General features: G+C 35.9%; 22 protein-coding genes and 1 pseudogene. 16 read left to right on the top strand and 7 right to left on the bottom strand.

What is annotated here, in order from left to right; translation table 11 throughout:
* The first annotated feature begins 105 nt into the window (after positions 1-105).
* A complete protein-coding gene (locus KBJ98_RS01805; protein ID WP_210787981.1) occupies positions 106-576 on the top strand; it encodes an Lrp/AsnC family transcriptional regulator in 471 nt (156 codons plus the stop codon).
* Between the two features lie 111 nt (positions 577-687).
* Here the strand turns inward: KBJ98_RS01805 and KBJ98_RS01810 are convergent, their stop codons facing one another.
* Both KBJ98_RS01810 and leuS read right to left on the bottom strand, forming a co-directional pair.
* Entirely contained in the window at positions 688-1,383 is a 696-nt protein-coding gene (locus tag KBJ98_RS01810) for a zinc metallopeptidase (RefSeq protein WP_225899043.1), read from the bottom strand.
* Between the two features lie 159 nt (positions 1,384-1,542).
* Complete coding sequence (gene leuS, locus KBJ98_RS01815) at positions 1,543-4,425, bottom strand: leucine--tRNA ligase (protein ID WP_210787982.1); 2,883 nt, start codon at positions 4,423-4,425, stop codon at positions 1,543-1,545.
* Between the two features lie 167 nt (positions 4,426-4,592).
* On the opposite strand from leuS, the gene KBJ98_RS01820 reads away from it, so the two are divergent.
* From KBJ98_RS01820 to truB, 4 genes are read left to right on the top strand one after another with little or no spacing between them, the layout of a single operon-like run.
* On the top strand, positions 4,593-5,468 hold the full coding sequence (locus KBJ98_RS01820) for a cell division protein FtsX (RefSeq protein ID WP_210787983.1): 876 nt from the start codon (positions 4,593-4,595) through the stop codon (positions 5,466-5,468).
* A gap of 60 nt (positions 5,469-5,528) precedes the next feature.
* Positions 5,529-5,771: a DUF3098 domain-containing protein gene (locus KBJ98_RS01825; RefSeq protein WP_210787984.1), complete on the top strand. Its 243-nt coding sequence runs from the start codon at positions 5,529-5,531 to the stop codon at positions 5,769-5,771.
* On the top strand, positions 5,772-6,581 hold the full coding sequence (locus KBJ98_RS01830) for an undecaprenyl-diphosphate phosphatase (protein ID WP_210787985.1): 810 nt from the start codon (positions 5,772-5,774) through the stop codon (positions 6,579-6,581).
* Positions 6,582-6,590: 9 nt separating this feature from the next.
* On the top strand, positions 6,591-7,286 hold the full coding sequence (truB, locus tag KBJ98_RS01835) for a tRNA pseudouridine(55) synthase TruB (RefSeq protein WP_210787986.1): 696 nt from the start codon (positions 6,591-6,593) through the stop codon (positions 7,284-7,286).
* 475 nt (positions 7,287-7,761) lie between these two features.
* Here truB and KBJ98_RS01840 read toward each other — a convergent pair whose 3' ends face one another.
* The gene (locus tag KBJ98_RS01840; protein ID WP_210787987.1) at positions 7,762-8,358 is read right to left on the bottom strand and encodes a thioredoxin family protein; all 597 of its coding nucleotides are present in this window, start codon (positions 8,356-8,358) and stop codon (positions 7,762-7,764) included.
* Between the two features lie 104 nt (positions 8,359-8,462).
* Here KBJ98_RS01840 and KBJ98_RS01845 point away from each other — a divergent pair, with 104 nt between their 5' ends.
* From KBJ98_RS01845 to KBJ98_RS15245, 6 genes and pseudogenes are all read left to right on the top strand, one after another.
* A complete protein-coding gene (locus KBJ98_RS01845) occupies positions 8,463-9,242 on the top strand; it encodes a patatin-like phospholipase family protein (RefSeq protein ID WP_210787988.1) in 780 nt (259 codons plus the stop codon).
* Positions 9,243-9,309: 67 nt separating this feature from the next.
* Positions 9,310-10,017 (top strand): UMP kinase, encoded by a 708-nt coding sequence (gene pyrH, locus KBJ98_RS01850; protein WP_210787989.1) that lies wholly within the window; start codon positions 9,310-9,312, stop codon positions 10,015-10,017.
* Positions 10,018-10,090: 73 nt separating this feature from the next.
* Positions 10,091-10,654: a ribosome recycling factor gene (gene frr, locus KBJ98_RS01855; protein WP_210787990.1), complete on the top strand. Its 564-nt coding sequence runs from the start codon at positions 10,091-10,093 to the stop codon at positions 10,652-10,654.
* A gap of 688 nt (positions 10,655-11,342) precedes the next feature.
* Positions 11,343-11,708: a hypothetical protein gene (locus KBJ98_RS01860; protein WP_210787991.1), complete on the top strand. Its 366-nt coding sequence runs from the start codon at positions 11,343-11,345 to the stop codon at positions 11,706-11,708.
* Positions 11,709-11,853: 145 nt separating this feature from the next.
* The gene (locus KBJ98_RS01865; RefSeq protein ID WP_210787992.1) at positions 11,854-12,714 is read left to right on the top strand and encodes a hypothetical protein; all 861 of its coding nucleotides are present in this window, start codon (positions 11,854-11,856) and stop codon (positions 12,712-12,714) included.
* Between the two features lie 141 nt (positions 12,715-12,855).
* Positions 12,856-12,951: pseudogene (locus tag KBJ98_RS15245) on the top strand (ribosome recycling factor); the annotation flags it as partial.
* A 122-nt stretch (positions 12,952-13,073) separates the two neighbouring features.
* Here the strand turns inward: KBJ98_RS15245 and KBJ98_RS01870 are convergent.
* The 3 genes from KBJ98_RS01870 to KBJ98_RS01880 all read right to left on the bottom strand — a co-directional run bounded on the left by KBJ98_RS01870 (position 13,074) and on the right by KBJ98_RS01880 (position 16,093).
* A complete protein-coding gene (locus KBJ98_RS01870; RefSeq protein ID WP_210787993.1) occupies positions 13,074-13,379 on the bottom strand; it encodes a YbjQ family protein in 306 nt (101 codons plus the stop codon).
* Between the two features lie 112 nt (positions 13,380-13,491).
* Positions 13,492-13,821 (bottom strand): DMT family transporter, encoded by a 330-nt coding sequence (locus KBJ98_RS01875; RefSeq protein WP_166132870.1) that lies wholly within the window; start codon positions 13,819-13,821, stop codon positions 13,492-13,494.
* Position 13,822: 1 nt separating this feature from the next.
* A complete protein-coding gene (locus tag KBJ98_RS01880; RefSeq protein WP_210787994.1) occupies positions 13,823-16,093 on the bottom strand; it encodes a cation:proton antiporter in 2,271 nt (756 codons plus the stop codon).
* A 195-nt stretch (positions 16,094-16,288) separates the two neighbouring features.
* On the opposite strand from KBJ98_RS01880, the gene KBJ98_RS01885 reads away from it, so the two are divergent.
* Positions 16,289-18,706 (top strand): efflux RND transporter permease subunit, encoded by a 2,418-nt coding sequence (locus tag KBJ98_RS01885; RefSeq protein ID WP_210787995.1) that lies wholly within the window; start codon positions 16,289-16,291, stop codon positions 18,704-18,706.
* A 425-nt stretch (positions 18,707-19,131) separates the two neighbouring features.
* The gene (locus tag KBJ98_RS01890; protein WP_210787996.1) at positions 19,132-21,756 is read left to right on the top strand and encodes an MGH1-like glycoside hydrolase domain-containing protein; all 2,625 of its coding nucleotides are present in this window, start codon (positions 19,132-19,134) and stop codon (positions 21,754-21,756) included.
* Positions 21,757-21,802: 46 nt separating this feature from the next.
* Here the strand turns inward: KBJ98_RS01890 and KBJ98_RS01895 are convergent, their stop codons facing one another.
* Positions 21,803-22,261: an RNA methyltransferase gene (locus KBJ98_RS01895; protein ID WP_166132866.1), complete on the bottom strand. Its 459-nt coding sequence runs from the start codon at positions 22,259-22,261 to the stop codon at positions 21,803-21,805.
* A gap of 280 nt (positions 22,262-22,541) precedes the next feature.
* Between KBJ98_RS01895 and asnS the strand changes: the two genes are divergently transcribed.
* The 3 genes from asnS to KBJ98_RS01910 all read left to right on the top strand — a co-directional run bounded on the left by asnS (position 22,542) and on the right by KBJ98_RS01910 (position 26,203).
* Complete coding sequence (asnS, locus tag KBJ98_RS01900) at positions 22,542-23,975, top strand: asparagine--tRNA ligase (RefSeq protein ID WP_210788210.1); 1,434 nt, start codon at positions 22,542-22,544, stop codon at positions 23,973-23,975.
* Between the two features lie 83 nt (positions 23,976-24,058).
* Positions 24,059-25,525 (top strand): RNA polymerase factor sigma-54, encoded by a 1,467-nt coding sequence (gene rpoN / locus KBJ98_RS01905; protein ID WP_210787997.1) that lies wholly within the window; start codon positions 24,059-24,061, stop codon positions 25,523-25,525.
* Positions 25,526-25,615: 90 nt separating this feature from the next.
* A complete protein-coding gene (locus KBJ98_RS01910; RefSeq protein WP_210787998.1) occupies positions 25,616-26,203 on the top strand; it encodes a Uma2 family endonuclease in 588 nt (195 codons plus the stop codon).
* Positions 26,204-26,217: the final 14 nt, after the last annotated feature.

The raw sequence follows: 26,217 nt of genomic DNA on the forward strand, positions 1-26,217 counted from the left end.
CTCGATTTGACAAAAACAAGAACTAATACTTCTTTTAAGCGTTAATTACTTAAATTTGATTTTTAATTAAAACTAAATTTCTCATTTTAGTTTAAAATTCAAACTATGAAAATTAATTCGCTGATAGTCGAAATTGACGGTATCGATAAAGAAATTCTTCGTGACCTTATGGAGGATGCTCGAAAACCCATTCTTCAAATTGCCAATAAAATAGGAATTTCGGGCGCTGCAATACACCAACGTTTGCGCAAGTTGGAGCAATCTGGTGTAATATCGGGATCAAAATTTACGGTAAACAATAAAGTTCTTGGATACAACACTATGGCTTTTGTAGGCGTTTATCTAGACAAGGCTGCCCGAAACGCAGAGGCAGTGCGCGATTTAAGGAAAATTCCAGAGGTGTTAGAATGTCATTACACCACCGGAAATTGGTCTATTCTGATTAAAATTATCTGTCGTGATAACGAGCATTTAATGCAGCTACTCAATACCAAAATTCAAGCTATCGAAGGTGTTTCACGAACCGAAACTTTCATCTCGCTTGACCAGCAAATTGAACGACAAATTCAACTTTAAGGAAAGTGAAAAGTGAGTTGTGAGAAGTGAAATGTGAGCTATCAAAAAAAATCCAAACTCCATTAAAACTGGAATTTGGATTTGATAAATAGTTATCTGCAAATTGAAGAATTAGTCTCTTCTTCCTCCCATATAAATTGAAATATAATACAACAACGTTGCTATTGATCCTAATGCAGCTACCACATAGGTTCTGGCTGCCCATTTTAAAGAATCTTTTGCACCAGCCTGTTCTTGTGGTGTAAGCATTCTTTTGTTTTCTAACCAAGCCAAAGCACGGTTACTTGCATCATACTCCACTGGCAAAGTAACAATTGAAAACAAGGTTGTTGCAGCAAAAATTATAATTCCCACTAGTAAAAGTCCTGGAAACGTTTTTAGCATTACAATTCCCGCTAACAAAATCCATTGCATGTAAGTTGATGCCACATTTACAACAGGAACCAACTTCGAACGCATCGTAAGCCATTCATATCCTACAGCGTGTTGTACCGCGTGTCCGCATTCGTGAGCCGCTACGGCCGCAGCTGCAGCATTGCGCTGATTGTACACCGCTTCACTTAAATTTACTGTTTTATCAGCAGGATTATAGTGATCCGTTAAACGACCCGGAGTTGAAATCACTCTTACATCACGAATTCCATTATCGGCTAGCATTTTCTCGGCAATTTCAGCGCCCGACATTCCGTTTTGCAAATGCAACTTTGAATAGTGTTCAAATTTGCTTTTTAATCTTGAGCTAACTAACCAACTTGCTAGCATAATACCGCCCATTAATATCATTGATGGTAAACTAAATCCTAACATATCTTATTTTTTTATTTTTTTTAAAGTTACTAAAGAAATAGCAAAATTTGCACCAATTTGTAAAAATGTCAAATTGGCATTAGTTAAATAATCCTAAAAAAAATTCCAAACCCAATTTTGAAATTGGAATTTGGAATTTTAAATATTGAAATTGATAGGTTATCCCACCAAGTTAATTATTTTACCTGGAACAATAATCACCTTGTTTGGTGTTTTACCATCTAGTTGTTTGATAGTTCTTTCGTCTTTCATAACGATTTCCTCGATTTGTGCTGCGGTTAAATCCAAAGGTAAAACTAATGTAAAACGCATTTTTCCGTTGAAAGAAACTGGATATTCTTTCTCACTTTCTACCAAATGTTTTGGATCAAAAACAGGGAAAGGAACTGCTGCTATCGAACCTTCATGACCTAGTAACGACCATAATTCTTCGGCAATGTGAGGCGCGTAAGGCGAAATCACAATAGCCAATGGTTCTAAGATAGCACGAGAATGACAGTTTTGAGCAGACAATTCGTTCACACAAATCATAAACTGTGAAACCGAAGTGTTGAAAGAAAATCCTTCAATATCCTCAGCTACTTTCTTGATGGTTTTGTGCAATGATTTTAAGTTGTCTTTGGTTGGTGCGTCATCGGTAACAATCAAACCATTATCATCGAAATACAAACGCCATAATTTTTTCAAGAAACCAAAAACTCCCGAAATTCCTGCTGTATTCCAAGGTTTCGCTTGTTCCAATGGTCCTAAAAACATTTCATACAAACGCAAGGTATCGGCTCCGTATTCTTCACAAATAGCATCCGGAGTAACCACATTGTATTTAGATTTCGACATTTTTTCAACTTCACGACCAACGATATATTTACCGTTTTCGTCTAAAATAAATTCCGAATCTGCGTAATCTTCTCTCCAAGCTTTAAATCTTTGAATATCTAATTCATCAGACGAATTCACCATTGAAACATCAGCGTGAATTGGTTGAACTGATTGTCCTGCAATACTATTTTTTGAAATAAAAGTATTTGTTCCTTCTAATCGATAAACGAAAGCACTCGTTCCCAAAATCATCCCTTGATTGATCAATTTTTTGAATGGTTCTTCGGTTGGTGCAAAGCCTTTGTCTTTCAGGAATTTGTTCCAAAAACGAGAGTACAACAAGTGTCCGGTTGCATGTTCGTTTCCTCCTATATACAAATCAACATTTTGCCAATAGTTAAGCGCTTCTTGACTTGCAAATTCGGTTTCGTTGTGCGCATCCATATAACGCATCCAGTAGTATGAACTTCCAGCCCAACCTGGCATGGTGTTCAATTCTAGAGGAAAAATAGTTGCATTGTCTACCGAACTCGTTTCGACAACTTTGTTATTTACACTGTCCCAAGCCCAAACAGCCGCGTTTCCTAAAGGTGGTAAACCGTCTTCGGTTGGTAAATATTTCTCCACTTCAGGTAAAATGATAGGCAAATGTTGCGCATCAATCATTTGCGGCAAGCCATTTACATAATACACCGGAAAAGGCTCTCCCCAATAACGCTGGCGAGAGAAAACCGCATCACGCAAACGGTAATTGATTTTCCCTTTTCCTTGGTTTATTTTTTCAAGTTCTTCTATTACTTTTTGAGTTCCTTTTTTATAATCTAATCCATTTAAAAAATCAGAATCGACTAATTGAAACCCTTCTTTGGCTCCAAATGCAGCTTCCGAAATGTCTTGATCGAATATGTTTTTGATAGCTAGCATTCCGTTTTGACCTTTGAAGAAATTCGCAAAAGCATAATCTCTCTCGTCTCCACAAGGAACCGCCATTACCGCACCTGTTCCGTATCCCGCCAAAACATAATCACCAATCCAAACCGGAATTGGTTCTTTGGTAAACGGATGTTCTGCAAAAGCTCCTGTGAATACTCCCGAAATTGTTTTTACATCGGCCATACGTTCCCTCTCAGAACGTTTTGACGTTTTTTCGATATAGGCTTCTACTTCTGCTTTTTGTTCGGCAGTAGTGATTTCTTGAACCAAAGGATGCTCTGGAGCCAAGGTCATAAACGTAACTCCAAAAATAGTATCGGGTCTTGTTGTGAAAACATCGATATATTGTTGCTCACTTTCGACCTTCAACTTTTGACTTTCGACTTTAAAAGAAACCATCGCACCGACTGATTTCCCAATCCAGTTTCTTTGACTTTCTTTAATGCTTTCGCTCCAGTCGATATCATTCAAACCTTGCAATAAGCGTTCCGCATAGGCTGAAATGCGCATGCTCCATTGCGTCATTTTTTTACGAACTACTGTAAATCCGCCACGTTCCGAAACGCCATTTACAATTTCATCATTGGCCAAAACCGTTCCTAATCCGGGGCACCAGTTTACTTCGGTCTCCGCTAAATACGTCAATCGGTATTGCAAGAGGATTTTTTCCTGAGTATCTTTTGCGAAAGCGTTCCATTCTTCAGCTGAAAAAGGATCTATATTTTCATCACAAACTGCATTGACAGTTGCATTTCCTTCTTTTTCAAACAAGGCAATTAAGGTTGCAATATCTTCCGCTTTATCGCTGTTTTTATTGTACCAAGAGTTGAACAATTGGATGAAAATCCATTGTGTATGCTTGTAATAATCTGGATTTGAAGTACGCACTTCACGACTCCAATCAAAAGAGAATCCTATTTTATCTAATTGCTTTCTGTAACCCGCAATTTGGTTTCCTTCTTTGTCCACACCACCGTCAATGTTCACCCGAGTTGTATCCTCCGGACGTTGACCCGTTTGAATAGCGTACTGCTCTGCAGGCAACCCAAAACTGTCGTAACCCATAGGATGAAGCACATTAAAACCTTGATGTCTCTTGTAACGCGAGTATACATCAGAGGCAATGTATCCCAGCGGATGCCCTACGTGCAAGCCCGCTCCAGAAGGGTAAGGAAACATGTCTAAAACGTAATATTTAGGTTTAGCAGAGTGGTTTTCGGCTTTAAAAGTTTGGTTTTCTAACCAATATTTTTGCCATTTGGCTTCAATTTCGTTGGGATTGTATTTCATTTCTATTAGGTTCTGAGTAACTAAGGTTCTAAGATTCTTAGATTTATTGAGATCACTGTTTTTAGATGCCAAATTTACGTTTATTGTACGAAAGTTGAAACTTTGAACGTTATTAACTTTAAATAAAGAAATTGTTTATTATTTTTACCCCATAATTTCAACATACTATGAGTTCTTCCTTTGATAATTTCCAAAAACGCCGTTTAATTTCTTCTTATTTTTCAGTAGTGTTAAGTGTATTCTTAGTGTTATTTTTACTGGGAATTTTAGGGCTTTTTATCATTAATTCTAAAAAATTAGCTAACGATTTTAAAGAAAATATAGCCATGACTGTGTTTTTTAAAAACGAGGCTAATGATAGTATTGTAAAAAGTTTTGACCAACAATTAAAAACAAGTCCGTTTGTACGCTCACACAAATATGTGACTAAAGAAGCTGCTGCAAAAGAGCACACCGATATTATTGGCGAAGATTTTATGACTTTTCTTGGCGAAAACCCATTGCAAAACTCGTACGACATTCACTTCAAAGGAGATTATGTAGTAAATGATAGCATTACAAAAATTGAAGCACAATTACGTAAAAACACAATGATATCTGATATTGTATATGACAAACAATTGGTTAATCTGGTAAACGACAATATCAATAAAGTAAGTATGTGGATTTTAATCGTGAGTAGTTTCTTGGCTGTCATTGCTGTTTTGTTAATCAACAGTTCGCTTAGATTATCAATCTATTCGAATCGATTTATAATCAAAACCATGCAAATGGTAGGAGCAACAAAATCTTTTATTCGTAAACCATTTGTTATGCGCAGTATTAAACTCGGTATGATTGGTGCAGGTTTAGCAGTTATAGCTTTACTTGGCGTATTATTTTATATTGATACTAACTTTCCGCTTTTGGGAATCTTCAATGATAAAGGATCAATTATTTTGGTATTAATAGGTGTATTAGCAATAGGAATTGTGATCACTTGGCTAAGTACTTATTTTGCTACACAAAGATTCTTGAATTTACGCACAGACGATCTTTATTAGAAATTAATATTGAGTCACTGTTCAGAGTTATATCGTTAAGTAAAAAATTAGCACGTACAAATGGAAGATAAGGATAAAAAAAACGAATTTTTGTTTGAGAAAGTTAACTACAAATTTCTTTTAATTGGACTTGGAGTAATAGCCTTAGGCTTTGTTTTAATGTCTGGTGGCGGTAGCGAAGATCCTAATGTATTTAGCGAAGATATTTTCAATTTTAGAAGAATTAGATTGGCACCAACAACTGTTTTAATCGGTTTTGGAATTACTATTTATGCCATTCTTAAGAATCCCAAAAAGGCATAAATGAATACATTACAAGCGTTTTTGATTGCTATCATCGAAGGATTAACAGAATACCTGCCGGTTTCATCAACGGCTCACATGGTTTTTTTGAGTTCGTATTTCGGAATACAAGAAGATGATTTTGTGAAACTTTTTCAAGTCTCGATTCAATTTGGTGCCATCTTGGCGGTTGTTGCTTTGTATTGGAAAAAATTCTTTGATTTTTCTAAATTTAATTTTTACCTCAAACTATTTTGCGCTGTTATACCTGCACTCGTATTAGGTAAACTATTTGATGACAAAATAGAAGCTGTTCTAGGAAATCCTATCCCTATTGCCATAGTTCTTATTTTAGGAGGTGTTGTATTACTTTTTATAGACAACTATTTTAAAAATCCTACCGTTTTAAAAGAAGAGGATATTTCTATAAAAAAAGCCGTGACCATTGGCTTTTGGCAGTGTTTGGCCATGATGCCCGGCACTAGTCGATCTGCGGCATCCATTATTGGCGGTATGCAACAAGGGTTGTCACGACATGCTGCAGCCGAATTTTCATTTTTTCTGGCAGTTCCAACCATGATGGCCGTTACTTGCTACTCTGTATTCTTAAAGACCTACGAAAGCTCACAGATGAAGGGTTATGAACTTATTTTAAAATCAGATCAAAATATTCAGCTTTTTATAATTGGTAACATAGTTGCTTTTATAGTTGCCATTATTGCAATAAAATTCTTTATCGAAATCATCAAAAAATACGGTTTCAAACCTTGGGGTTGGTACCGAATAATAGTTGGGATCTTTTTACTGATTTACTTTTCATACTTTAAATAAATTCCAGCGATGACAGTCGAAGATTACCAAAACGGACAAATTTTACTTATTGACAAACCATTAAATTGGAGTTCTTTTCAGGCGGTGAACAAGCTAAAATATGCTTTGATTAATAAAGTTGGATTGCCCAAAAAATTCAAGATTGGTCATGCAGGCACCTTAGATCCACTAGCAAGTGGTTTATTAATAGTTTGTACCGGAAAGTTTACCAAAAGAATTGCTGAACTTCAAGGTCAAGCCAAAGAATACACTGGAACTTTTTTCATTGGAGCCACAACACCTTCCTATGATTTAGAAACAGAAATTGACCAAACTTTCCCAACAGAACACATAAACGAAAGCTTAATTCATGAAACCGTGAAACAATTTCTTGGTGAAATTGATCAAATACCTCCTATTTTTTCGGCAATAAAAAAAGACGGCGTCCGCTTGTATGAGCACGCTCGTGCAGGAGAAAGTATTGAAATTGCGAGTCGAAAAACCACCATTCACGAGTTTGAAATAACCCGAATTGCATTACCCGAAGTTGATTTCAGGGTAGTTTGCAGTAAAGGAACATACATTCGTTCTTTAGCCTATGATTTCGGTAAAGCCATGCAATCTGGTTCTCATTTGACCGTTTTACGAAGAACAAAAATTGGAGATTACGATGTTAAAAACGGAATTAATGTTATCGATTTTGAAGAAAGTTTAACTGCAAAGTAAAATCACTAACAACTGATTTAAAGACACCTTTATATATTTTGATTGTGTTATAAAAGACAAAAACACATGACAAATTCAAACTGAAATTTGCGATGTGTTTTTTCTAAAGGTAAAAAGTAATTTTCACTTCATACTTTTACTCTTTCTGGGTTTAGTTTACGATTAGTAATGAGGAATGTTTTTTCCACCAAATAAAACCAGAGACAAATAATCATACAATCTTTCAAATAAATTTTTCATGATACTGTTTTTTTAATTGTTAAACAATGCGAAACATGTATAAAAAAAGTAAATCAATTAATAGATTTGGTTATCTTTCAGCAAGTTACGATTATTTTTTAGTCTTGAGAATTAATTTTTCTTAAAAGAAATATAAAACTCAAAATGATGTATTTGAGCGAACTTTTTAGTTTATTCGTCGATAGATTGAATATTTTTTTCAGAATTTTCTTTTATTTATTTATTACAAATAACTTTATCTCAAAATAATTTGTAAGATTTCACTTTGAGTAGCTAGACCTTTATCGTCATGATACCATTTTTGCAAGTTGGTTTTAAGCGTTGCATCAATAACCCCAAACTCTTTTTTGTAATTCTCAACCAGTTCTACAGCAGGTTTGGGTCTTGGTCCCCAACTCGTTAGCACTTCATTTGTATCTGAATTTATACAAATCAAAATCGGAATAGATTTGGCATTATTCGTTAAAAATAAGTTCATGAGCGGCTCATTGTCATCACGCAAAACAATCTTCAAATCAATGGTAGGCGCCAAATTCACCATTTTATTGATAATTGGTAATATTTGAGCTGCATCACCGCACCATCCCTCAGAAATAACCAAAAATAAGTAGTTCTGTTTAATACTCTTCAATTGGGCGGCAACTGCCTCAGTAATCACAATTGTTTTATCCAAACGCTTCATGCGTGTTTCATTGAGCTGACTGTAGTGCGTTAAATCTTCACTCTGTATATGTCCCGTTGATTTACCATCTAATAGCAAATTAGTAACCAACTGCTTGTAGCCATCGTATGTATAACTTTTAGCCAAGGCTTGTTCAATTTCTTGTTTCATGAGTTGCATTTTTTGAAACACAAAGTTAGGCATAAATGGAATTTTAATTTCTCAGAAACGACCCTGCTTAAAAAAAATAAGTAATTTTAGCACAAATAAACACAATGGATTTAGAAACAAAATCGATAGGATTAGTACTTTCGGGTGGAGGCTCCAAAGGATTGGCTCACGCTGGTGCGATTAAATTTTTAGAAGAAAAAGGCATAAAGCCCAGTATAATTGCAGGAACAAGCGCTGGATCAATAGTAGGTGCATTGTATGCCTGTGGTAAAACACCTGATGAAATTTTAGCTTTTTTTAAATCGATTTATCTTTTTAATTGGAAACATTTAACTTTTAAAAAAGCGGGTTTAATCGATTCTGAATCGTTTAAAATCTATTTTAAAGCCATTTTTAAAGAAGCGACTTTGGCCGATTTAAACATTCCGCTTCAAATAACTGCAACTGATATGGTACGCGGGAAGTTAAAAATATTTCATCCCGACACAAAGGTGGTTGATGCCGTTTTAGCCTCATCTGCTTTTCCGGGAATAATTTCACCCTATGCCATCGATGGCAATATTTACAGTGATGGTGGAATCCTGAACCACTTTCCTACTGACATTTTATTAGGACAGTGCGATACAATTATTGGAGTTTACGTAAGCCCGATTCAGAAAATTGAAGCTTCTGATTTAAACTCAATCAAAGCAGTGACAACGCGCGCCTTTGATTTGTTATCGGCCAACTCCAATATTCATAAATTTAATATGTGCGATTGGGTCATTGAACCCAAAGAACTCTGTATTTATAGCACCTTTGAAACCAGCAAACTAAAGATGGATCAGGTGTTCCAAATTGGTTATCAATCAGCCAAAAATTCGTATGAAAAACTAGCTTTATAAAATAGAGTCAAGATTATTTTAAAAAAAAAGAAAATTCTATATTTGCACCAATCAACGCAACACACACATGAAATACAAAAGAATTCTACTGAAATTAAGTGGAGAAGCCTTAATGGGCGACTTACAATACGGAATTGATCCTAAAAGATTAGCTGAATACGCTGACGAAATTAAGCAAATTCACGCTAAGGGAGTAGAAATTGCCATTGTAATAGGTGGTGGAAATATTTTTAGAGGAGTTGCAGGCGCAAGTGCTGGTATGGATCGTGTACAAGGCGATTATATGGGAATGCTTGCTACCGTAATCAACGGAATGGCTTTGCAGGGCGCTCTTGAAGAAAAAGGAATGAAAACCCGTTTACAAACGGCTTTAAAAATGGAGTCAATCGCTGAGCCTTACATTAAAAGGAGAGCCGACAGACATCTTGAAAAAGGTAGAATTGTAATTTTTGGTGCCGGAACCGGAAACCCTTATTTTACAACAGATACTGCAGCGGTTTTAAGAGGAATTGAAATTAATGCCGATGTAATTTTAAAAGGAACGCGTGTTGATGGTGTATATGATTCTGATCCAGAAAAGAATTCATCAGCAGTAAAATTTGATTTTATCTCTTTTGAAGATGTTTTGAAAAAAGGATTGAATGTAATGGATACCACTGCATTCACTTTAAGTCAAGAAAACAAATTGCCTATTGTAGTTTTTGACATGAACAAAGTGGGTAACTTACTTAAAATTTGCCAAGGCGAAAATATAGGAACTGTAGTAAATATATAGTATACAGTTACAGTTTACAGTCGCAAGTGCGGCTTAAACTAAAAACTGTTGCTGAAAACTGAAAATTAAAATTATGACTGAAGAAATTGATTTTATATTAGATAGCACACAAGAATCAATGGCGGGTTCTATTGCGCATTTAGAAAAAGAATTTTTAAATATCCGTGCCGGAAAAGCATCGCCTGCTATGTTAGGAAGTGTTTTTGTTGATTATTACGGAGCAGCTACGCCTTTGTCACAGGTTTCAAAAATCAGTGTGCCAGATGCTAGAACAATTACGTTACAGCCGTTTGAAAAAAGCATGCTTCACCCAATTGAAAAAGCTATTATGATTGCTAATTTGGGCTTTAACCCAATGAATAATGGTGATGTAGTAATCATTAGTGTTCCACCTTTGACAGAAGATCGTCGTAAGGAATTGGCCAAACAAGCCAAAGCAGAGGCTGAAGATGCAAAAATTGGTATTCGTAATGCTCGTAAAGATGCCAACACCGAAATCAAAAAATTAGAAAAAGACGGTACCTCAGAAGACATTTGTAAAAGTGCCGAAGAAGAGGTTCAAAACTTAACCAACAGTTTTATCAAAAAAATTGATGAACTATTTGTGGTAAAAGAAGCCGAAATCATGAAGGTGTAAACCTGATTTATAAATATTTTAAAAACCGCCTTGTTGAGAAAACGAGGCGGTTTTTTTGTGCTACATAATGAAACAATATGACTTCAAACAAATACATCAGAAATTAATATCCTGCTATTTAGGAAATGAACCGAATTAAAACATTGATTTAAAGTGTAAAAAAACCGTAAAATTTTAACATAAAAACCGTAAAATAGAATGAAAATATTGTTCTAATTTTGGTAAAAGCTTGTTGCAATTTATTGTAAATGTCCTATGTAAGGATATTGGTTAGTCATTAAAGAGCGATAACACCATTAAAACTAACTTTAAACTAAAATTATGTTGAAACAAACAAACAAACAAACAAACAAACAACTAAGCTGAGGTCACTGCAAAAAGTCTATTTATAGTATTAATTCTTGTTTTTACACAAGCATGTAGTACCGAAGAGGGCATCACAAACAATGACGCAACAACTAAAGATTATATAAATTCTGAGAAAATAAGCCTAGATAAAGTACTGTCAGTCATTGAGAACCCACTAATACTAAATCAAACTGAAACTTTCAAAACTAGTACACTACAAGGCATTACACAGAAAAGTAGTGAAATAGCCCCTGTATATTTTACAAAAATAGTCAAGGGTAATGAATACACAACATACCTACTATTGCTAAATAATTATTCTACAAAAAACCCGTATTTTATGTATTATGTAATTACAAAAGATCGAGATACAGAAAAAGTAGGGTATTTAAAATATATTCCTGATACTCCCATTGAATACTTAAACATTGATTCCTTTTCCGGGAAAATCCAGATACTGGATCTCAAAAAAAAGATTAGAGCAGAAAGCAGAATATTAAACGGTCAACCTCAAAAACAGGCCAATACTACAACAGCAAAAACTGCAGACGATTGTTCTTCATCAGCATCTTTAATAACACATTATTGCGGTTCTAGTGCTGGCCATGCACCTGGACAAGACTGTACCGACTCCACAAAAGCTTACTACGAAATTTTAATAGTTACTACTTGCCCATACGTGAATTCATATGTTGTACCTAATTAAATAGAAAATGACATTCAAAAGGCAGAAAATCTTCGAGAATTAACCCTGTAAGTCAAAATATTGTATCTTTAACTTACAGGGATTAAGTTTATTGAACTCAACAAATTCTATATTTCAATATATTACTAATTAAAACATTTTAATCATGAAAATTAAATTAATTTCCATTGCATTGATAATTTTTGTTTTAAGTCTTTCGTTAAACATTATATCCTGCAATGACAATACAAGTGACATTGATTATAGTTCTGTCAAAAGAGAAACACTTAAAAATAAAACATTAATAGGTAGTAATATTTATCTGCCAAAAAATACCAAGTGGTTTTATACAAATAAAGAACACAACGAGGTGGAATTTGAATTACCAACAGGCTACAAATTTTTATTATTTGATGAAAAAGAAGGTTCATTTAGATTAGCTGATGCGGGAGCTGGATACTCATGTACTTGTTCAGCAGATGGTAGCTGTACAACCTTTTATAATGATTCTGTAGGTTATGGCTGTTTGCAATCAAATTGTACTGGTTCTTGTACTGGAAAAAGAACCAAAAGTTTATCAGCTTCAAGAATTGAAGGAGTTGTTTTTATTGACAATGATAAAATAGACACAAAAACTGATGAAATGGCTAGTTTATCTGATTTGGGTAAAGTTGGAATATTTAAGGTCGAAGAGTTTAGAAATGAAATTAAAAAGGGATACGATTTAATTTATAAACATATTGATAAACCAAATTTTAAATCTGAATTAAGTAAAATGAATAGTACTAAATTTGTATTTGCTAAAACTTATCTATTTGGAGTAGAATTAGGTTTAGTAATTCCTAAAGATCCTAAAATCAGTAAACTTTTACCAAATTTAAGATTAGCTTCACTGGAAGATGCAGGTGGTCCAAAAGGTTGTAGTTGTAGTGGCACTAGTGGAGGTAGTTGTAAATTAGAGAAAGAGGGTATGTTTGGTTATACAGCATATTATTGTACGGGATGCACAACATGTACGATGAATTAAATTAACTAGGTACAACCACAGTTTGTAGCAATAGCGGCTTTCAGTATATCTGAAAGTCGCTATTGTAGTTGTAGAGGTTCGTTATTAACCATAAACTTTGGTATATTTATCCGCTACTACTACAAGCTGACTAACGATAATAGTGCCGAAGAAGAAGTACAAAACTTAACCAACAGTTTTATCAAAAAAAATGATGAACTGTTAGTGGTAAAAGAAGCCGAAATCATGAAGGTGTAAACCTATCTGACAAATATTTTAAAACCGCCTTGTTGAGAAAACGAGGCGGTTATTTTGTAGTTTTAAGGAACTAGTCGTTTGCTATGTTTAAAGCTAAACTAGTTTAGAAAAAAAGCAATATCCTAGCGCTTTACAATACTCACGGCAGTTCCCGTTATCATTACAGTGATTAATCCTTCGCCACTTTTGAGCTCCACATCTACTTGAATTCCTACAACTGCATTGGCACTCATTTTTTCGGCATTTACTTTTAAGTTTGCAAATGCCTTTTCTCTCACTTCTGCAATACTTTCAGCAATGCCGTCATAGTATTTTTGCATGCTAAAAGTCAAACCCATTTTTTGCATGTTAATAGCAGTACCTGAAACAATGCCGTTGTATTCGAGAATTTTATAATCTTCGATAGAGTTGGTTGTGGTTAGAATCATAATCGTTTTGGTTAATAATTGGTTAGGTTTGTTACATTGTAGAAATTACATTGTACTTAAAATAAGTTATCTAAAATAAGACAATCTTAAAACAATAAAAATTTAAATATCACTAATGACTTGAAACGAATTTCAATCCTATGATAGAACTAATTAAGGTGGTAATAAAAAACAGACGCCAAAAATCAGCCGGTTCCTTGAATACAAAAATACCCACCAGCACAGTTCCTACTGCGCCAATCCCGGTCCAAACTGCGTATGCGGTTCCTATGGGTAAGGTTTGCGTAGCTTTATAAAGCAATACCATACTTATTGTTAAACATGCCAAAAAACCGAGCAACCATAATGTAGCTGCCGTACCCGTACTTTCTTTGGCTTTGCCTAAACAAGTTGCAAAACCTACTTCGAACAGGCCACCAATAATCAATAAAATCCAATTCATATTATTGTTTTACAATTAATACTGATGGTACTCCGCTCAACCAAACACTACGCGAATCAACTAGTTGTTTCCAGCTTTCGAGACTAATTAACATCAAATTTTGTTGGGCCAAAAACTCTTTCTTGATGGTTTTTTCAGTAATCAAACTGATATTATTTGGATGTTTTTGTTCTAAAGAATCTACAGCACTATTCATAACAAAATTTGTAGCCACATGACCATTTACATCTAAAATAATCACTTTAGAATTGTTGTTGTAAATCAGTTTTTGGATGTAATCAATCACAAAGGCATCTTCGGTACTAAAAACAGGTACAAAAACATTTTGCACTTCTTGTAAATCTTTGTCAATTAAAATCCCAATTGGCATTTTGGTTTTGGAGATAATTTGTCTCGTTCGCTCATCAAACGGTGAGTTTTCGAACAAACCTTCCTTACCCGTAAATTTATCAATTAAGCGATCCGGATTTATAATTCGAGTAGTAAAACCAATTACTTTACCCAAAATCGTACCTTCAAAAATAGATTTTCCAAGTCCTACCAACAGCAAATCATAATCTCCTTGATTGGCTACATCGGCAATTTCGGTTTCAATATCTGTAGTGGCTTTAAAAATCGTAGTGATCTCTTGTTTAAGCACCTGAGATTCTTCAACAATAGGATGGAAACTGTTTTTTTCCTTGTCTTCCATATTAAAGGTATGCACCTCATCACTCAAAGACAAGTGCATCACGGTAACACTAGAGGTGTTTTTTTGTCGTTTGGTTAAGCTATTCGCCAATCGCAACAAAGATTTTCCTTTTTCGTTATTACCGAAAGATATCAAAACGCGGTATTTATTATCGTTTATAGGTTCTAAAACATCCGCACCATCTTTAGTTTTAAAAATAAAATTAATCAAATCAAGCGCTGGACCGGTCATAAAAGTCGTAACCAAGGCCATAATTACCATCATTGTAAAAACTTCTGGAGTTAGTACTTTCAATTCCAAACCAATGTTCAAAACAATCAACTCCATCAATCCTCTGGTATTCATTAAAGCGCCAATTGTAAAACTATCACGCCAAGATTGCCCAACAAACTTTGCTGCCAAAGCACTACCAAGAAATTTACCAACAACAGCTACCAAAATAATAAATCCTGTCACTTTTAAAAGATAAGGATCACTGATAAGGCCAATTTCAGTTTTTAAACCTGTAAAAACAAAGAACAACGGAAGTAAAAGTATCAGCGCTACATCCTCCACTTTATCAATAAAAATAGTTCTGAATTTTGGAACATCAGGCATAATAACACCCGCCATAAAAGCACCAAAAAGGGCATGAATCCCGATCACTTCAGTCGCGTAAGAAGACATAATAAGTACCAAAAAGAAAATAGCAACAACAGGTTTTACTATGCTTTCTTTGGAACCGTACAAATCGCCAATACGTTTTAAAAACGGTTTTACTACATAAATCATTGCCACAACGTACAACACCGCGAGTGAGATGATATATAATGAACTGACAAAATTACCCGCTTTTACAATGGCAATTACAACTGCCAAGATACACCATGCAGTAATATCATCAGCGGCAGCGCAAGTGATTACTATAGCTCCTAACCTGGTTTTATGAATGCCACGTTCCTGTACAATTCGGGCCAAAACCGGAAAAGCAGTAATACTCAAAGCAATACCCATGAATAAACTAAAAGACAAAAACGTCACGCCTTCAGGAGCAAACTGATTGTATACAAAATAGGCTAATCCGATTCCGAGTGCAAAAGGAATAATTATACTCGCATGACTAATGACAATGGCTTCGTTGGCTTTATTTTTCAATATTTTCAAATCCAATTCCATCCCAATCACAAACATGAACAGAATCAAACCAATTTGACTCAAAAACTTTAAGTTACCCAAAGAAGCAACAGGAAACAAAATCGCCGAGAACTCCGGAAAATACATTCCTAACAAAGACGGCCCCAACACAATTCCTGCAATGATTTCACCAATCACAGAGGGTTGCCCTATTTTTCTGAAAACCCATCCAAAAAAACGAGCTACTAAAATGATGGTCACAATTTGCGCCAACAAAATAGCCAAAGGTTCTTGAAAATTATGTTGCATGGAGATCAAAAAATCAGCCCAAGAACCCTTGCCACTAGCGGGTTTTTCAATGACTTCTGTTGCTTCTAGCAGTTTTCCTTTTGTAATAATCCAATACATAAGTACTGAAAAGCAACCTGTTACAATCAAATAGAAAATAGTGTTTTTATACTTCTTCATAGCAAAAAAAATAGTTTTTGGGGTTTGGTTTTTCCTCGCCACAACTAATTCAAATATATCATTATTATTTTATTCTATTTTTTAAAATAGAAACAAAATAAAAACTTAATGTTTAGGTAAAACGAGCAAATCTTTAGCCTTAAACTAACGATTCAAAGTGGTTTTAACTACCTTTGCGCCCGTTAAATATAAGTTATGATCAAGTGGTTTAGTTTGGGGTTTTGGGAATTAATTGCCCGTGTAGTCCTTCGAAATAGAATTTTAATGCTGTCTATTATTGTTGCAATAACAGCACTTTTGGCCTCACAATGGAAAAATATCCATTTTACTTTTACCGAAGCTAATTTATTACCAGACGATAATATTGTTAATATTGAGTACAATGCCTTTTTAAATAAATTTGGCGAAGAAGGAAATCTTGTAATTATAGGCGTACAAGACAAAGCTATATTTACCCCAAAAGCTTTTGCCGCTTGGAGTAAAATGATGAATACTCTTAAAGGCGACAAAGCTGTTGATTTGGTCGTGTCGTTTAATGATTTAAAAAAATTACAAAAAAACGACTCGCTACAAACTTTTGAATTAATTCCCTTTGTTGAGCAATCAAAAACTCTTGACCCAGCCTATCTTCAAAAAATAAAAAAAGAACTTTTTAACGACCTCCCTTTTTATGAAGGTTTACTTTTTAACAAGCGTTCTGGAAGTATTCGTTCTGCCATTTACATGGATAAGAAAATTGTAAATACTGCCGCTCGAAAAGATTTTATTTTAGACAAACTCGTTCCCGCGGTTGAAACATTCGAAAAAGAAACTGGAATCGACCTTCGTGTTTCGGGCATGCCCTACATTCGAACCCTGAATGCAAAAACGATTACTGACGAGATTAGCATTTTTATTGGTGCCTCGCTCTTGGTTACTTCTTTGCTTTTCTTTTTCTTTTTTAGGAGTTTTAGAGCCACTTTAATCTCTATGATTATTGTGATTATTGGTGTAATGTGGTCGTTCGGATTTTTAGGACTGCTGCATTATGAAATTACTGTTTTAACGGCTTTAGTGCCTTCACTAATCATCGTAATTGGTATCCCAAATTGTATTTTCCTGACCAATAAATATCATCAAGAATATAAAATCCACCATAATAAAGCTAAAGCTTTGCAACGCGTTACTACCAAAGTAGGTATGGCAACGCTAATGACAAATCTTACCACAGCCATTGGTTTTGCTACTTTTGTGGCGTCAAATAATCAGTTGTTGCTAGAGTTTGGTGTGGTGACTTCCATCAACATCATGGCACTTTTCTTTTTGTGTATTATTGTGATTCCTATTTTTCACAGTTATATTCCCGCACCAAAAGAGCGCCACATCGAGCACTTAGATCGAGACTATGTAAAATCATTCATGGGCTGGATTTTACGCAACGTAAAGTACAACCGTTTCTCAATCTATGTTGTTGCTATTGCATTATTGGTCATCAGTATTATCGGCATTTACGAAATGCGTATTTCTGGCAGTCTTATCGAGGACATGCCTAAAAAAGAAGCCTTTTTCGAGGACATCGTTTTCTTCGAAAAAGAATTTGATGGTGTCATGCCGCTCGAAATCATGATTGATACCAAACGCAAAAAGGGAGTAATGAAACTCTCAACCCTGCGAAGAATGGACGAACTCGAGCAAGCAATTGATGAAATTCCTGAATTATCAAAACCCATTTCTATTGTAAACTTGATTAAATATTCGAAGCAAGCGTACTACAATGGTAATCCCGCGTATTACGAATTACCATCTTCGCAAGAGCAATCCTTTATCTTATCGTATGCCAAAAATGCGACCAAAGATTCAAAGGACAACCTGATGAAAAGTTACGTAGATAATTCTGGTCAATTTGCCCGAATTACAACGTTCATGAGAGACGAAAGCGGCGATAAAATTGCTAAAATTGAAGCCGAAATCAAGAAAAAAGCAGCTAAAATTTTCCCTGAAAACCAATACAATGTAACAGTTACCGGAAAAGCTCTCGTGTTTCAAAAAGGAACCGGTTATTTGCTAGACAACTTGTTATCATCGCTAGCTTTTGCCTTTTTACTTACCGCGCTTTTAATTGCGTTTATGTTCCGTTCCTTCAAAATGGTACTGGTTTCTATCATTCCAAACCTCTTGCCGCTCATGCTTACTGCAGGACTGATGGGCTTTTTAGACATTCCGCTTAAGCCATCAACTATATTAGTTTTTGGAATTGCATTCGGACTTTCAGTCGATGATACCGTTCGTTTCTTATCTCAGTACCGAGAGGAATTGAAGAAAAATAACTGGAAAATTCGCAAATCAGTTTACGCCACTTTTACAGATGCAGGTTTGAGCATGTTCTACACCTCGATCGTATTATTCTTTGGATTTTCAGTATTTATGCTGTCTAGTTTTGGAGGAACAATTGCCCTTGGCGGCTTGATTTCGTTGACACTGTTATTCGGGATGTTATCCAATTTAATGTTGTTGCCAGCCTTGGTGCTCACACTCAACAAAACATTGGCCAACGAACAAGATTTTATCGAACCAAAAATTGATATTATCGAACCAACCGATGAAGAAATTGACGATTTAACCTCAAAAAAATAAAATTCATCAGGAGCTATTTCCGGCTATCCGCTACAATCTTCCTGTTTTTTAACAAAAACAGGAAGGATTTCCACTGCTATCCGGGCTAGGAACTGTTGCATTGTACACTACTTGCGCTTGAAAAAAATTTTTCTCCGAAGAGAATCAAATCTGAGGTAGAACTATTTTAACACCGATGCTTAGAGTACTTCTGTTTTTATTAGCACTTCAATAAAAATAAATAATTTCAGCACCCCAATTTTACGACATAACCAAAGAAATCCATCGATGGCGGGCAATTAAACAATAGTAAAGCCCTGATTTCGTTCGGTTACAAAATAAATCTTATTTTTACGCCAACACAATTTTCAAAAAAAGCAAGCTTGCAATCTCTTGCAATTATCCTTTACTATTTTTGAAACACACTACTAATTTGATTTTTTACTATGTCGCAGCACCTTTCCGAAGAACAAAAATTAGCCGTTCCTGATAACTACCGCAATTGGAAAAAATGGGGGCCATATTTAGCCGAAAGACAATGGGGAACAGTTCGAGAAGACTACAGCCAAAACGGAGATGCATGGAACTTTATCAACCACGATAGAGCCCGAAGCAACGCTTACCGTTGGGGCGAGGAAGGCATCGGTGGTTTTTGTGACTCTCGCGAAATTCTCTGCTTGGCTCCCGCATTTTGGAACGGAAAAGATCCTATCATCAAAGAGCGACTTTTTGGTTTAACCAATAATCAAGGCAACCACGGCGAAGATGTTAAAGAACTTTATTTTCATCAAGTGGCTTCACCCTCGCATTCGTACAACAAATACTTGTACAAATACCCGCAAAACGGGTTTCCGTACGAGGAACTTATTGTAAAAAACCAACGCAGCCGCGAAGAAACAGAGTTTGAAATAACGGATACCAATAGCTTTGACGACAATGCTTATTTTGATTGTTTTATTGAATATGCAAAAGCCGATGTCGATGATATTCTGATGCAAGTAACCATCGTAAATCGCGGTGCTCAACAAGCTCAAATTCACGTCTTGCCACACCTTTGGTATCGTAATTTCTGGAAGCACAACGACAGGCATCCGCGTCCATCAATGAAAAGTATAGGAAACAATACTATCGAAACAACAAGCTCGCGCATTGAAACCTATTATTTATACCATGAGGAAGGAACACAACTTTTTTGTGAAAACGAAACCAATAACGAACGCATTTACGGGGTTGCCAACGAATATCCTTATGTAAAAGACGGTATCAATAACCACGTTATTCATGATGAACCGACTGTAAACCCAGACTTATTTGGAACCAAAGCTGCTATTTGGCAACAATTTGAATTAGCAGCAGGCGAAGAAAAAAGCATTAAAATACGTTTGAGTAAATCGCCAAAAGCCGAACCATGGACCGACTTTGACGCAGTTATTAATGCTCGAAAAGAAGAATGTGAGGCGTTTTACAACTCTAAAATTAGTTCAAACTTGCCGCAAGAGCAGCAAGCAATTGCAAAAAGTGCCTTCTCAGGTTTATTGTGGACCAAACAATTTTATTATTATGATGTGTTTAAATGGTTGTACGGCGGGCCAGGCGAAACGCCACCTAACCGCCACGACAAACGCAATAGTAGCTGGAAACATTTAACTAACCGTCATGTCATTTCCATGCCAGATAAATGGGAATATCCGTGGTATGCCGCTTGGGATTTGGCTTTTCACATGGCTTCTTTTGTAGAAATTGACCCGCGTTTTGCCAAACAACAACTACTCTTGGTATTGCAAGAAAGTTATATGCACTCCAACGGACAAATTCCTGCTTACGAATGGAATTTTAGCGATGTGAATCCGCCCGTGCATTCGTGGGCCGTATGGACGGTTTACGAAAAAGACCTCAAGCGAACTGGAATAGCCGACACAGAATTTTTAGAAACGGCTTTTCAAAAACTGAATGTCAATTTTACGTGGTGGGTCAATCAAAAAGATACGAGCGGCACCGATTTATTTGAAGGTGGTTTCCTTGGCCTAGATAATATCGGAGTTTTTGATCGCAACCACATGCCCGAAGGCATCAAAAAAATGCAACAAGCCGATGCCACAAGTTGGATGGCGCTGTTTTCGTTAAACATGTTGCGCATGAGTTTAGAACTGGCAAAAACCAATAAAATTTACGAAGACATTTCGGCTAAATTTTTCAGGCATTTTTTAAATATTGCTTGGGCCATGCACCATATTGGTAAAAGAGATCTATCACTTTGGGACGATCAAGATAATTTTTATTACGATGTTGTTGAACTCTCGGATGGCGGCTCCGAACGCTTAAAAGTGCGTTCGCTTGTGGGCGTAATTCCGCTATTTGCAGTCGAAATAATGAACAAAGAATTATTTGAACAGCTAAAAGATTTCCAAAAAAGAGCCAATGAAATTATTCGCACGCGACCTGATTTGGCTTCATTAATTTCAAATTTAGAAACAGCGAATAAAGACGGAAACTTTATGTTCTCCATCATGCGCGGTTTTAGATTGGAGCATCTTTTAATTCGACTTTTGGATGAAAATGAATTTTTATCCGACTTCGGTATTCGATCCCTATCTAAATTCCACAAAGACAATCCTTTTGTTTTTGGCAATAATGGGCATCATAAAATTCAGTACGAACCTGGCGAAAGCAGATCGGGTATGTTTGGAGGCAATTCAAATTGGCGTGGCCCTATCTGGATGCCGCTCAATTATATGATTATACAGTCGTTGCGCAAATATTATACTTTTTATGGCGATAAATACCGTTATGAATTTCCGACTGGATCGGGTAACAAACTGAATTTAAATCAAATTGCAAATGAGTTGACCAAAAGACTTATCAAGTTGTTTGAACGTGATGATAATGGAAAATTTCGCTACCATTCAGAAAACCACAACCAATTGTTCACGAACGAAGAAGAGTTCAAGAATCAACATTTGTTTTATGAGTTTTTTGATGGAGATACCGGTCGCGGTTTAGGAGCCTCGCACCAAACGGGCTGGACAGCTTTGATTGCCAACCTCATTCTAGAAATGGAAAGCAATAGCTAAACGTATTATTGATAAAAATTCCCGCTAATTACGGGAATTTTTAGTTTTATGATCTTGGTTTAGGCAGCGCTCGATCGTACATCACGATACTTCCCGCTACCGACACGTTTAAGCTTTTCTCTGATTTGAATTTTACCAAATGATGGCATTTGGCCATAGCCGCTTTAGATAAGCCATTGTCTTCGGCACCTAATAAGTACACACATCGCCTTGGGTGCTCAAATGTTTCTAAATCGGTAGCGCGTTCATCTAATTCAACGCCTACTAAGCGAGCGCCTTTAGGTAAGTTGTTATAGAAATCCTCAAAATTTTCGTAATGAAAATACGGTAAAGATTTTACAGCATTGTGTGTATCACAAGCTTGCTTAGCATATCGATTTCCTATAGTGAAAATATAACTGGCACCCAGGTTTTGGGCGGTACGCCACAAAACTCCCAAATTTTCAGGGGTTTTACCGTTTTGAATTCCGATACCGAAATACTCTGTTACAAAATTGTCGTTCATACCGCAAAAGTACAAAGTGTTGTGCGGTTCGCCAAGTTTTTAAACAGCTTCAAAAAGAAGAAACTGCAAAACAGTAAACAAAATATGTCCTGAAACTTACTCACTAGCCCCGATAGAAGTGGAAATCCTTATTGTTTTGCTTGCCAAAAACAATAAGATTGCAATGTATAGCGGGAAATAGCTCCTGATTACCTGAATTGTCACAATGCAATTACAAACAAATGATTTATATTTGCAGTTCGATTACGATACCAATTTTAATATCAACTCTATACCTAAAATGAGACATACAAAAGTTAAAGACTTGCTAAACAGCACCACGACGCTTCATGAAGTAAATGCAAAAGGATGGGTGAGAACTTTTAGAAACAATCAATTTATTGCCTTAAACGATGGTTCGACCATTGCCAATATACAATGTGTGGTGGATTTTGAAAATACGCCAGACGAGACTTTAAAACGCATTACAACCGGAGCAGCGGTTTCAGTAACAGGAACTTTGGTAGAAAGCAAAGGAGCTGGACAGAAATTTGAAATTCAGGTAACTAAATTAGAGATTTTAGGCGACTCTGATCCGGAGAAATTCCCAATGCAGCCTAAAAAACACTCGTTAGAATTCTTGCGTGAAAATGCGCATTTGCGTGTGCGTACGAATGCTTTTGGTGCTATTATGCGTGTTCGTTCTGTACTGTCGTATGCCGTTCATAGCTATTTTCAAGAGAAAGGTTTTGTGTATGTGAACACGCCTATCATCACAGGGTCTGATGCTGAAGGTGCTGGTGAAATGTTTAAAGTAACTGCTTTGCCATTTGACAACACTCCAAGAACTGAGGATGGAAAAGTAAATTACAAAGAGGATTTCTTTGGAAAAGAAACCAACTTGACAGTTTCTGGACAATTAGAAGGAGAAACTTTTGCGATGGCTTTGGGGCAGATTTATACTTTTGGACCAACATTTAGAGCTGAAAACTCAAACACTTCACGACACTTGGCGGAATTTTGGATGATTGAGCCAGAGGTGGCGTTCAATGATTTGAATGACAACATGGACTTGGCTGAAGATTTCATTCAATATGTAATCAAATACACAATGGATAAATGTCCGGAGGATTTGAAATTCTTAGAAGGTCGTTTATTAGAAGAAGAAAAATCAAAACCACAAGCTGAGCGCAGTGAAATGGCTTTACTAGAAAAATTGAACTTTGTTTTAGAGAACAATTTCAAGCGCGTTTCGTACACAGAAGCTATTGATATTTTAAGAGATTCTACACCAAACAAAAAGAAAAAATTCAACTATATCATCAACGAATGGGGTGCTGATTTACAAAGTGAGCACGAGCGTTACTTGGTGGAGAAACACTTTAAATGTCCGGTAATTTTGTTTGATTATCCTGCCAATATCAAAGCATTTTACATGCGTTTGAACGAAGACGGAAAAACAGTTCGCGCCATGGATATCTTGTTCCCTGGAATTGGAGAAATCGTAGGTGGATCTCAGCGTGAAGAGCGTTTTGATGTTTTGGTTGAAAAAATGAAAGCCTTAGGAATTGACGAAGAAGAATTGTGGTGGTACTTAGACACTCGTAGATTTGGATCAGCGGTTCACTCTGGTTTTGGACTTGGGTTTGAAAGATTGGTATTGTTTGTAACTGGAATGACTAATATTCGTGACGTAATTCCTTTCCCAAGAACACCTATGAATGCGGAATTCTAAAAAAAGTTTAAAGTTCAAGGTTTAAAGTTTCAAGTGCGACAACTTGAAACTTGAAACCTTAAACAAAAACAACAAAATATAAAATGCTAAAGCAATTCTTAAATTTAAAATTATCACAAAAATTATCTCCACAGCAAATCCAGCTGATGAAGTTAATTCAATTGCCTACGCAAGCTTTTGAACAACGTTTACTCGAAGAAATGAACGAGAATCCGGCACTCGAATCCGGAAAAGAAGAAGATGATTACGAGAAGGACGAGTTTGAAAACGAAGATTACGATGATTATGATGATGCCGAATCAGAACGAATTGATGCTGAAGATATCAATATTGATGAGTATTTAAGCAACGACGAAACACCTGATTATAAAACTCAGGCCAACAATTACAGCGATGATGATGAGGATCGCGAAACACCTTTTGCCGCGCCAATCAGTTTTCACCAAGATTTAATCAATCAGTTAAACACCTTTATCTTGAATGATGAGGAGCGCGAAATTGCTGAATTCCTCGTAGGAAGTATTGATGATATGGGTTACATACGTCGTAGCATTCCAGACATGGTTGATGATATGGCATTTACGCAAGGCATTTACACCGACGAAAAAATGGTGCAAAAAATGCTTCATGTAATTCATGAATTAGAACCAGCAGGTGTAGGCGCACAAGATTTGCAAGAATGTTTGCTGCTACAACTCAAGCACAAAACACCAACGGAATCGGTGGATTTGGCTATTGACATTATCGAAAATCAATTTGATGCTTTTACAAAAAAACATTACGATAAATTACTTCAAAAGTATGGCGTATCAAATGAACAATTGAAAAAAGCCATTCACGAGATTGAGAAACTGAATCCAAAACCAGGCGGTTCGTTTACCGGAAACAATAAAGTTACCGAAAATGTAGTTCCTGATTTTGCAATTAGAATTGTTGATGGCGAGCTGGAGTTGACTCTAAACGGTCGTAACGCACCATCACTGCACGTTTCAAAAGATTATCAGGAAATGATGCAAACCTATAAGGATTCTCGTGACAAATCAACACAACAAAAAGAAGCGGTTCAATTCATTAAACAAAAACTGGATTCGGCTAAATGGTTTATTGATGCCATTCGTCAGCGCCAGGAAACTTTATTCGTTACCATGAATGCGATTATGCATTACCAAGAAGAATTTTTTCTAGATGGTGATGAGACTAAGATGAAGCCAATGATTTTGAAAGACATTGCCGATTTGGTAGGTCTTGATATTTCGACCATTTCACGCGTAGCCAACAGTAAATATGTGGAGACTCCGTACGGCACCAAATTGATCAAAGAATTTTTCTCAGAATCAATGAAGAACGACCAAGGAGAAGACGTTTCGACATTGGAAATCAAGAAAATTCTACAAAACACCATTGAAGAAGAAGATAAGAAAAAACCATTGCCAGACGATCAACTAGCCGAGATCCTTAAAGAAAAAGGATATCCAATTGCAAGAAGAACGATTGCAAAATACAGAGAGCAACTCGATATTCCGGTAGCGAGAATGAGAAAGAAAATGTAGAATTTTGGTTTAGTTACTTTAACAGATTTCATCTTTTGTGATGGCATAACCGAGATCGTTTTTTTAATAACTTTGAAAAAAAGAAGCATCATGATAACGGACATAAACCAATTAGATTTAAATAAAACGTATTCCTATGCGGATTATTTAACTTGGCAATTTCAAGAGAAATTGGAATTGATAAAAGGAAAGATATTTAAGATGAGCCCAGCACCAAGTACTACTCATCAAAGAATATCCATGGAGTTAGCAGGTATGCTTTATAATTTTTTCAAACCACACCCATGCAATCTTTTCGCTGCTCCATTTGATGTTCGATTGATGGATAAGAAGAAATCGAAGTTAAACCAAGAAATTTATACCGTTGTACAACCTGATTTATGTGTCATTTGTGATGATTCTAAAATTGACGAACGTGGTGCTATTGGTGCTCCTGACTTGGTTATAGAAATTCTTTCACCTGGAAATTCTAACAAAGAGATGAAATATAAATTTGATTTATATGAAGAAGCCGGGGTCCTTGAATATTGGATTGTAAACCCCGCGGATAAAACAGTTTTTATTTATGTATTAAAAGATAATGAATTTATAGGAATGCATCCGTTAATTGAAGAGGATACGATTCAAAGTAAATTATTTCCTGAGTTGGATTTTAAATTAGAATCTATTTTTAACTAAAAAAACAAACCCTT

It is taken from the genome of Flavobacterium erciyesense (assembly GCF_018069925.1).
Classification (GTDB): Bacteria; Bacteroidota; Bacteroidia; order Flavobacteriales; family Flavobacteriaceae; genus Flavobacterium; species Flavobacterium erciyesense.

What these genes read in the sequence shown, in the direction of transcription:
- KBJ98_RS01885 (WP_210787995.1), top strand. Translation starts at nt 16,289, where the DNA reads ATGATCAAGTGGTTTAGTTTGGGGTTTTGGGAATTAATTGCCCGTGTA.
- KBJ98_RS01890 (WP_210787996.1), top strand. Translation starts at nt 19,132, where the DNA reads ATGTCGCAGCACCTTTCCGAAGAACAAAAATTAGCCGTTCCTGATAAC.
- KBJ98_RS01880 (WP_210787994.1), bottom strand. Translation starts at nt 16,093, where the DNA reads ATGAAGAAGTATAAAAACACTATTTTCTATTTGATTGTAACAGGTTGC.
- KBJ98_RS01840 (WP_210787987.1), bottom strand. Translation starts at nt 8,358, where the DNA reads ATGAAACAAGAAATTGAACAAGCCTTGGCTAAAAGTTATACATACGAT.
- asnS (WP_210788210.1), top strand. Translation starts at nt 22,542, where the DNA reads ATGAGACATACAAAAGTTAAAGACTTGCTAAACAGCACCACGACGCTT.
- KBJ98_RS01825 (WP_210787984.1), top strand. Translation starts at nt 5,529, where the DNA reads ATGGAAGATAAGGATAAAAAAAACGAATTTTTGTTTGAGAAAGTTAAC.
- KBJ98_RS01805 (WP_210787981.1), top strand. Translation starts at nt 106, where the DNA reads ATGAAAATTAATTCGCTGATAGTCGAAATTGACGGTATCGATAAAGAA.
- truB (WP_210787986.1), top strand. Translation starts at nt 6,591, where the DNA reads ATGACAGTCGAAGATTACCAAAACGGACAAATTTTACTTATTGACAAA.
- KBJ98_RS01910 (WP_210787998.1), top strand. Translation starts at nt 25,616, where the DNA reads ATGATAACGGACATAAACCAATTAGATTTAAATAAAACGTATTCCTAT.
- KBJ98_RS01865 (WP_210787992.1), top strand. Translation starts at nt 11,854, where the DNA reads ATGAAAATTAAATTAATTTCCATTGCATTGATAATTTTTGTTTTAAGT.
- frr (WP_210787990.1), top strand. Translation starts at nt 10,091, where the DNA reads ATGACTGAAGAAATTGATTTTATATTAGATAGCACACAAGAATCAATG.
- KBJ98_RS01820 (WP_210787983.1), top strand. Translation starts at nt 4,593, where the DNA reads ATGAGTTCTTCCTTTGATAATTTCCAAAAACGCCGTTTAATTTCTTCT.
- KBJ98_RS01830 (WP_210787985.1), top strand. Translation starts at nt 5,772, where the DNA reads ATGAATACATTACAAGCGTTTTTGATTGCTATCATCGAAGGATTAACA.
- leuS (WP_210787982.1), bottom strand. Translation starts at nt 4,425, where the DNA reads ATGAAATACAATCCCAACGAAATTGAAGCCAAATGGCAAAAATATTGG.
- KBJ98_RS01810 (WP_225899043.1), bottom strand. Translation starts at nt 1,383, where the DNA reads ATGTTAGGATTTAGTTTACCATCAATGATATTAATGGGCGGTATTATG.
- KBJ98_RS01860 (WP_210787991.1), top strand. Translation starts at nt 11,343, where the DNA reads ATGTATTATGTAATTACAAAAGATCGAGATACAGAAAAAGTAGGGTAT.
- KBJ98_RS01895 (WP_166132866.1), bottom strand. Translation starts at nt 22,261, where the DNA reads ATGAACGACAATTTTGTAACAGAGTATTTCGGTATCGGAATTCAAAAC.
- pyrH (WP_210787989.1), top strand. Translation starts at nt 9,310, where the DNA reads ATGAAATACAAAAGAATTCTACTGAAATTAAGTGGAGAAGCCTTAATG.
- KBJ98_RS01845 (WP_210787988.1), top strand. Translation starts at nt 8,463, where the DNA reads ATGGATTTAGAAACAAAATCGATAGGATTAGTACTTTCGGGTGGAGGC.
- KBJ98_RS01875 (WP_166132870.1), bottom strand. Translation starts at nt 13,821, where the DNA reads ATGAATTGGATTTTATTGATTATTGGTGGCCTGTTCGAAGTAGGTTTT.
- rpoN (WP_210787997.1), top strand. Translation starts at nt 24,059, where the DNA reads ATGCTAAAGCAATTCTTAAATTTAAAATTATCACAAAAATTATCTCCA.
- KBJ98_RS01870 (WP_210787993.1), bottom strand. Translation starts at nt 13,379, where the DNA reads ATGATTCTAACCACAACCAACTCTATCGAAGATTATAAAATTCTCGAA.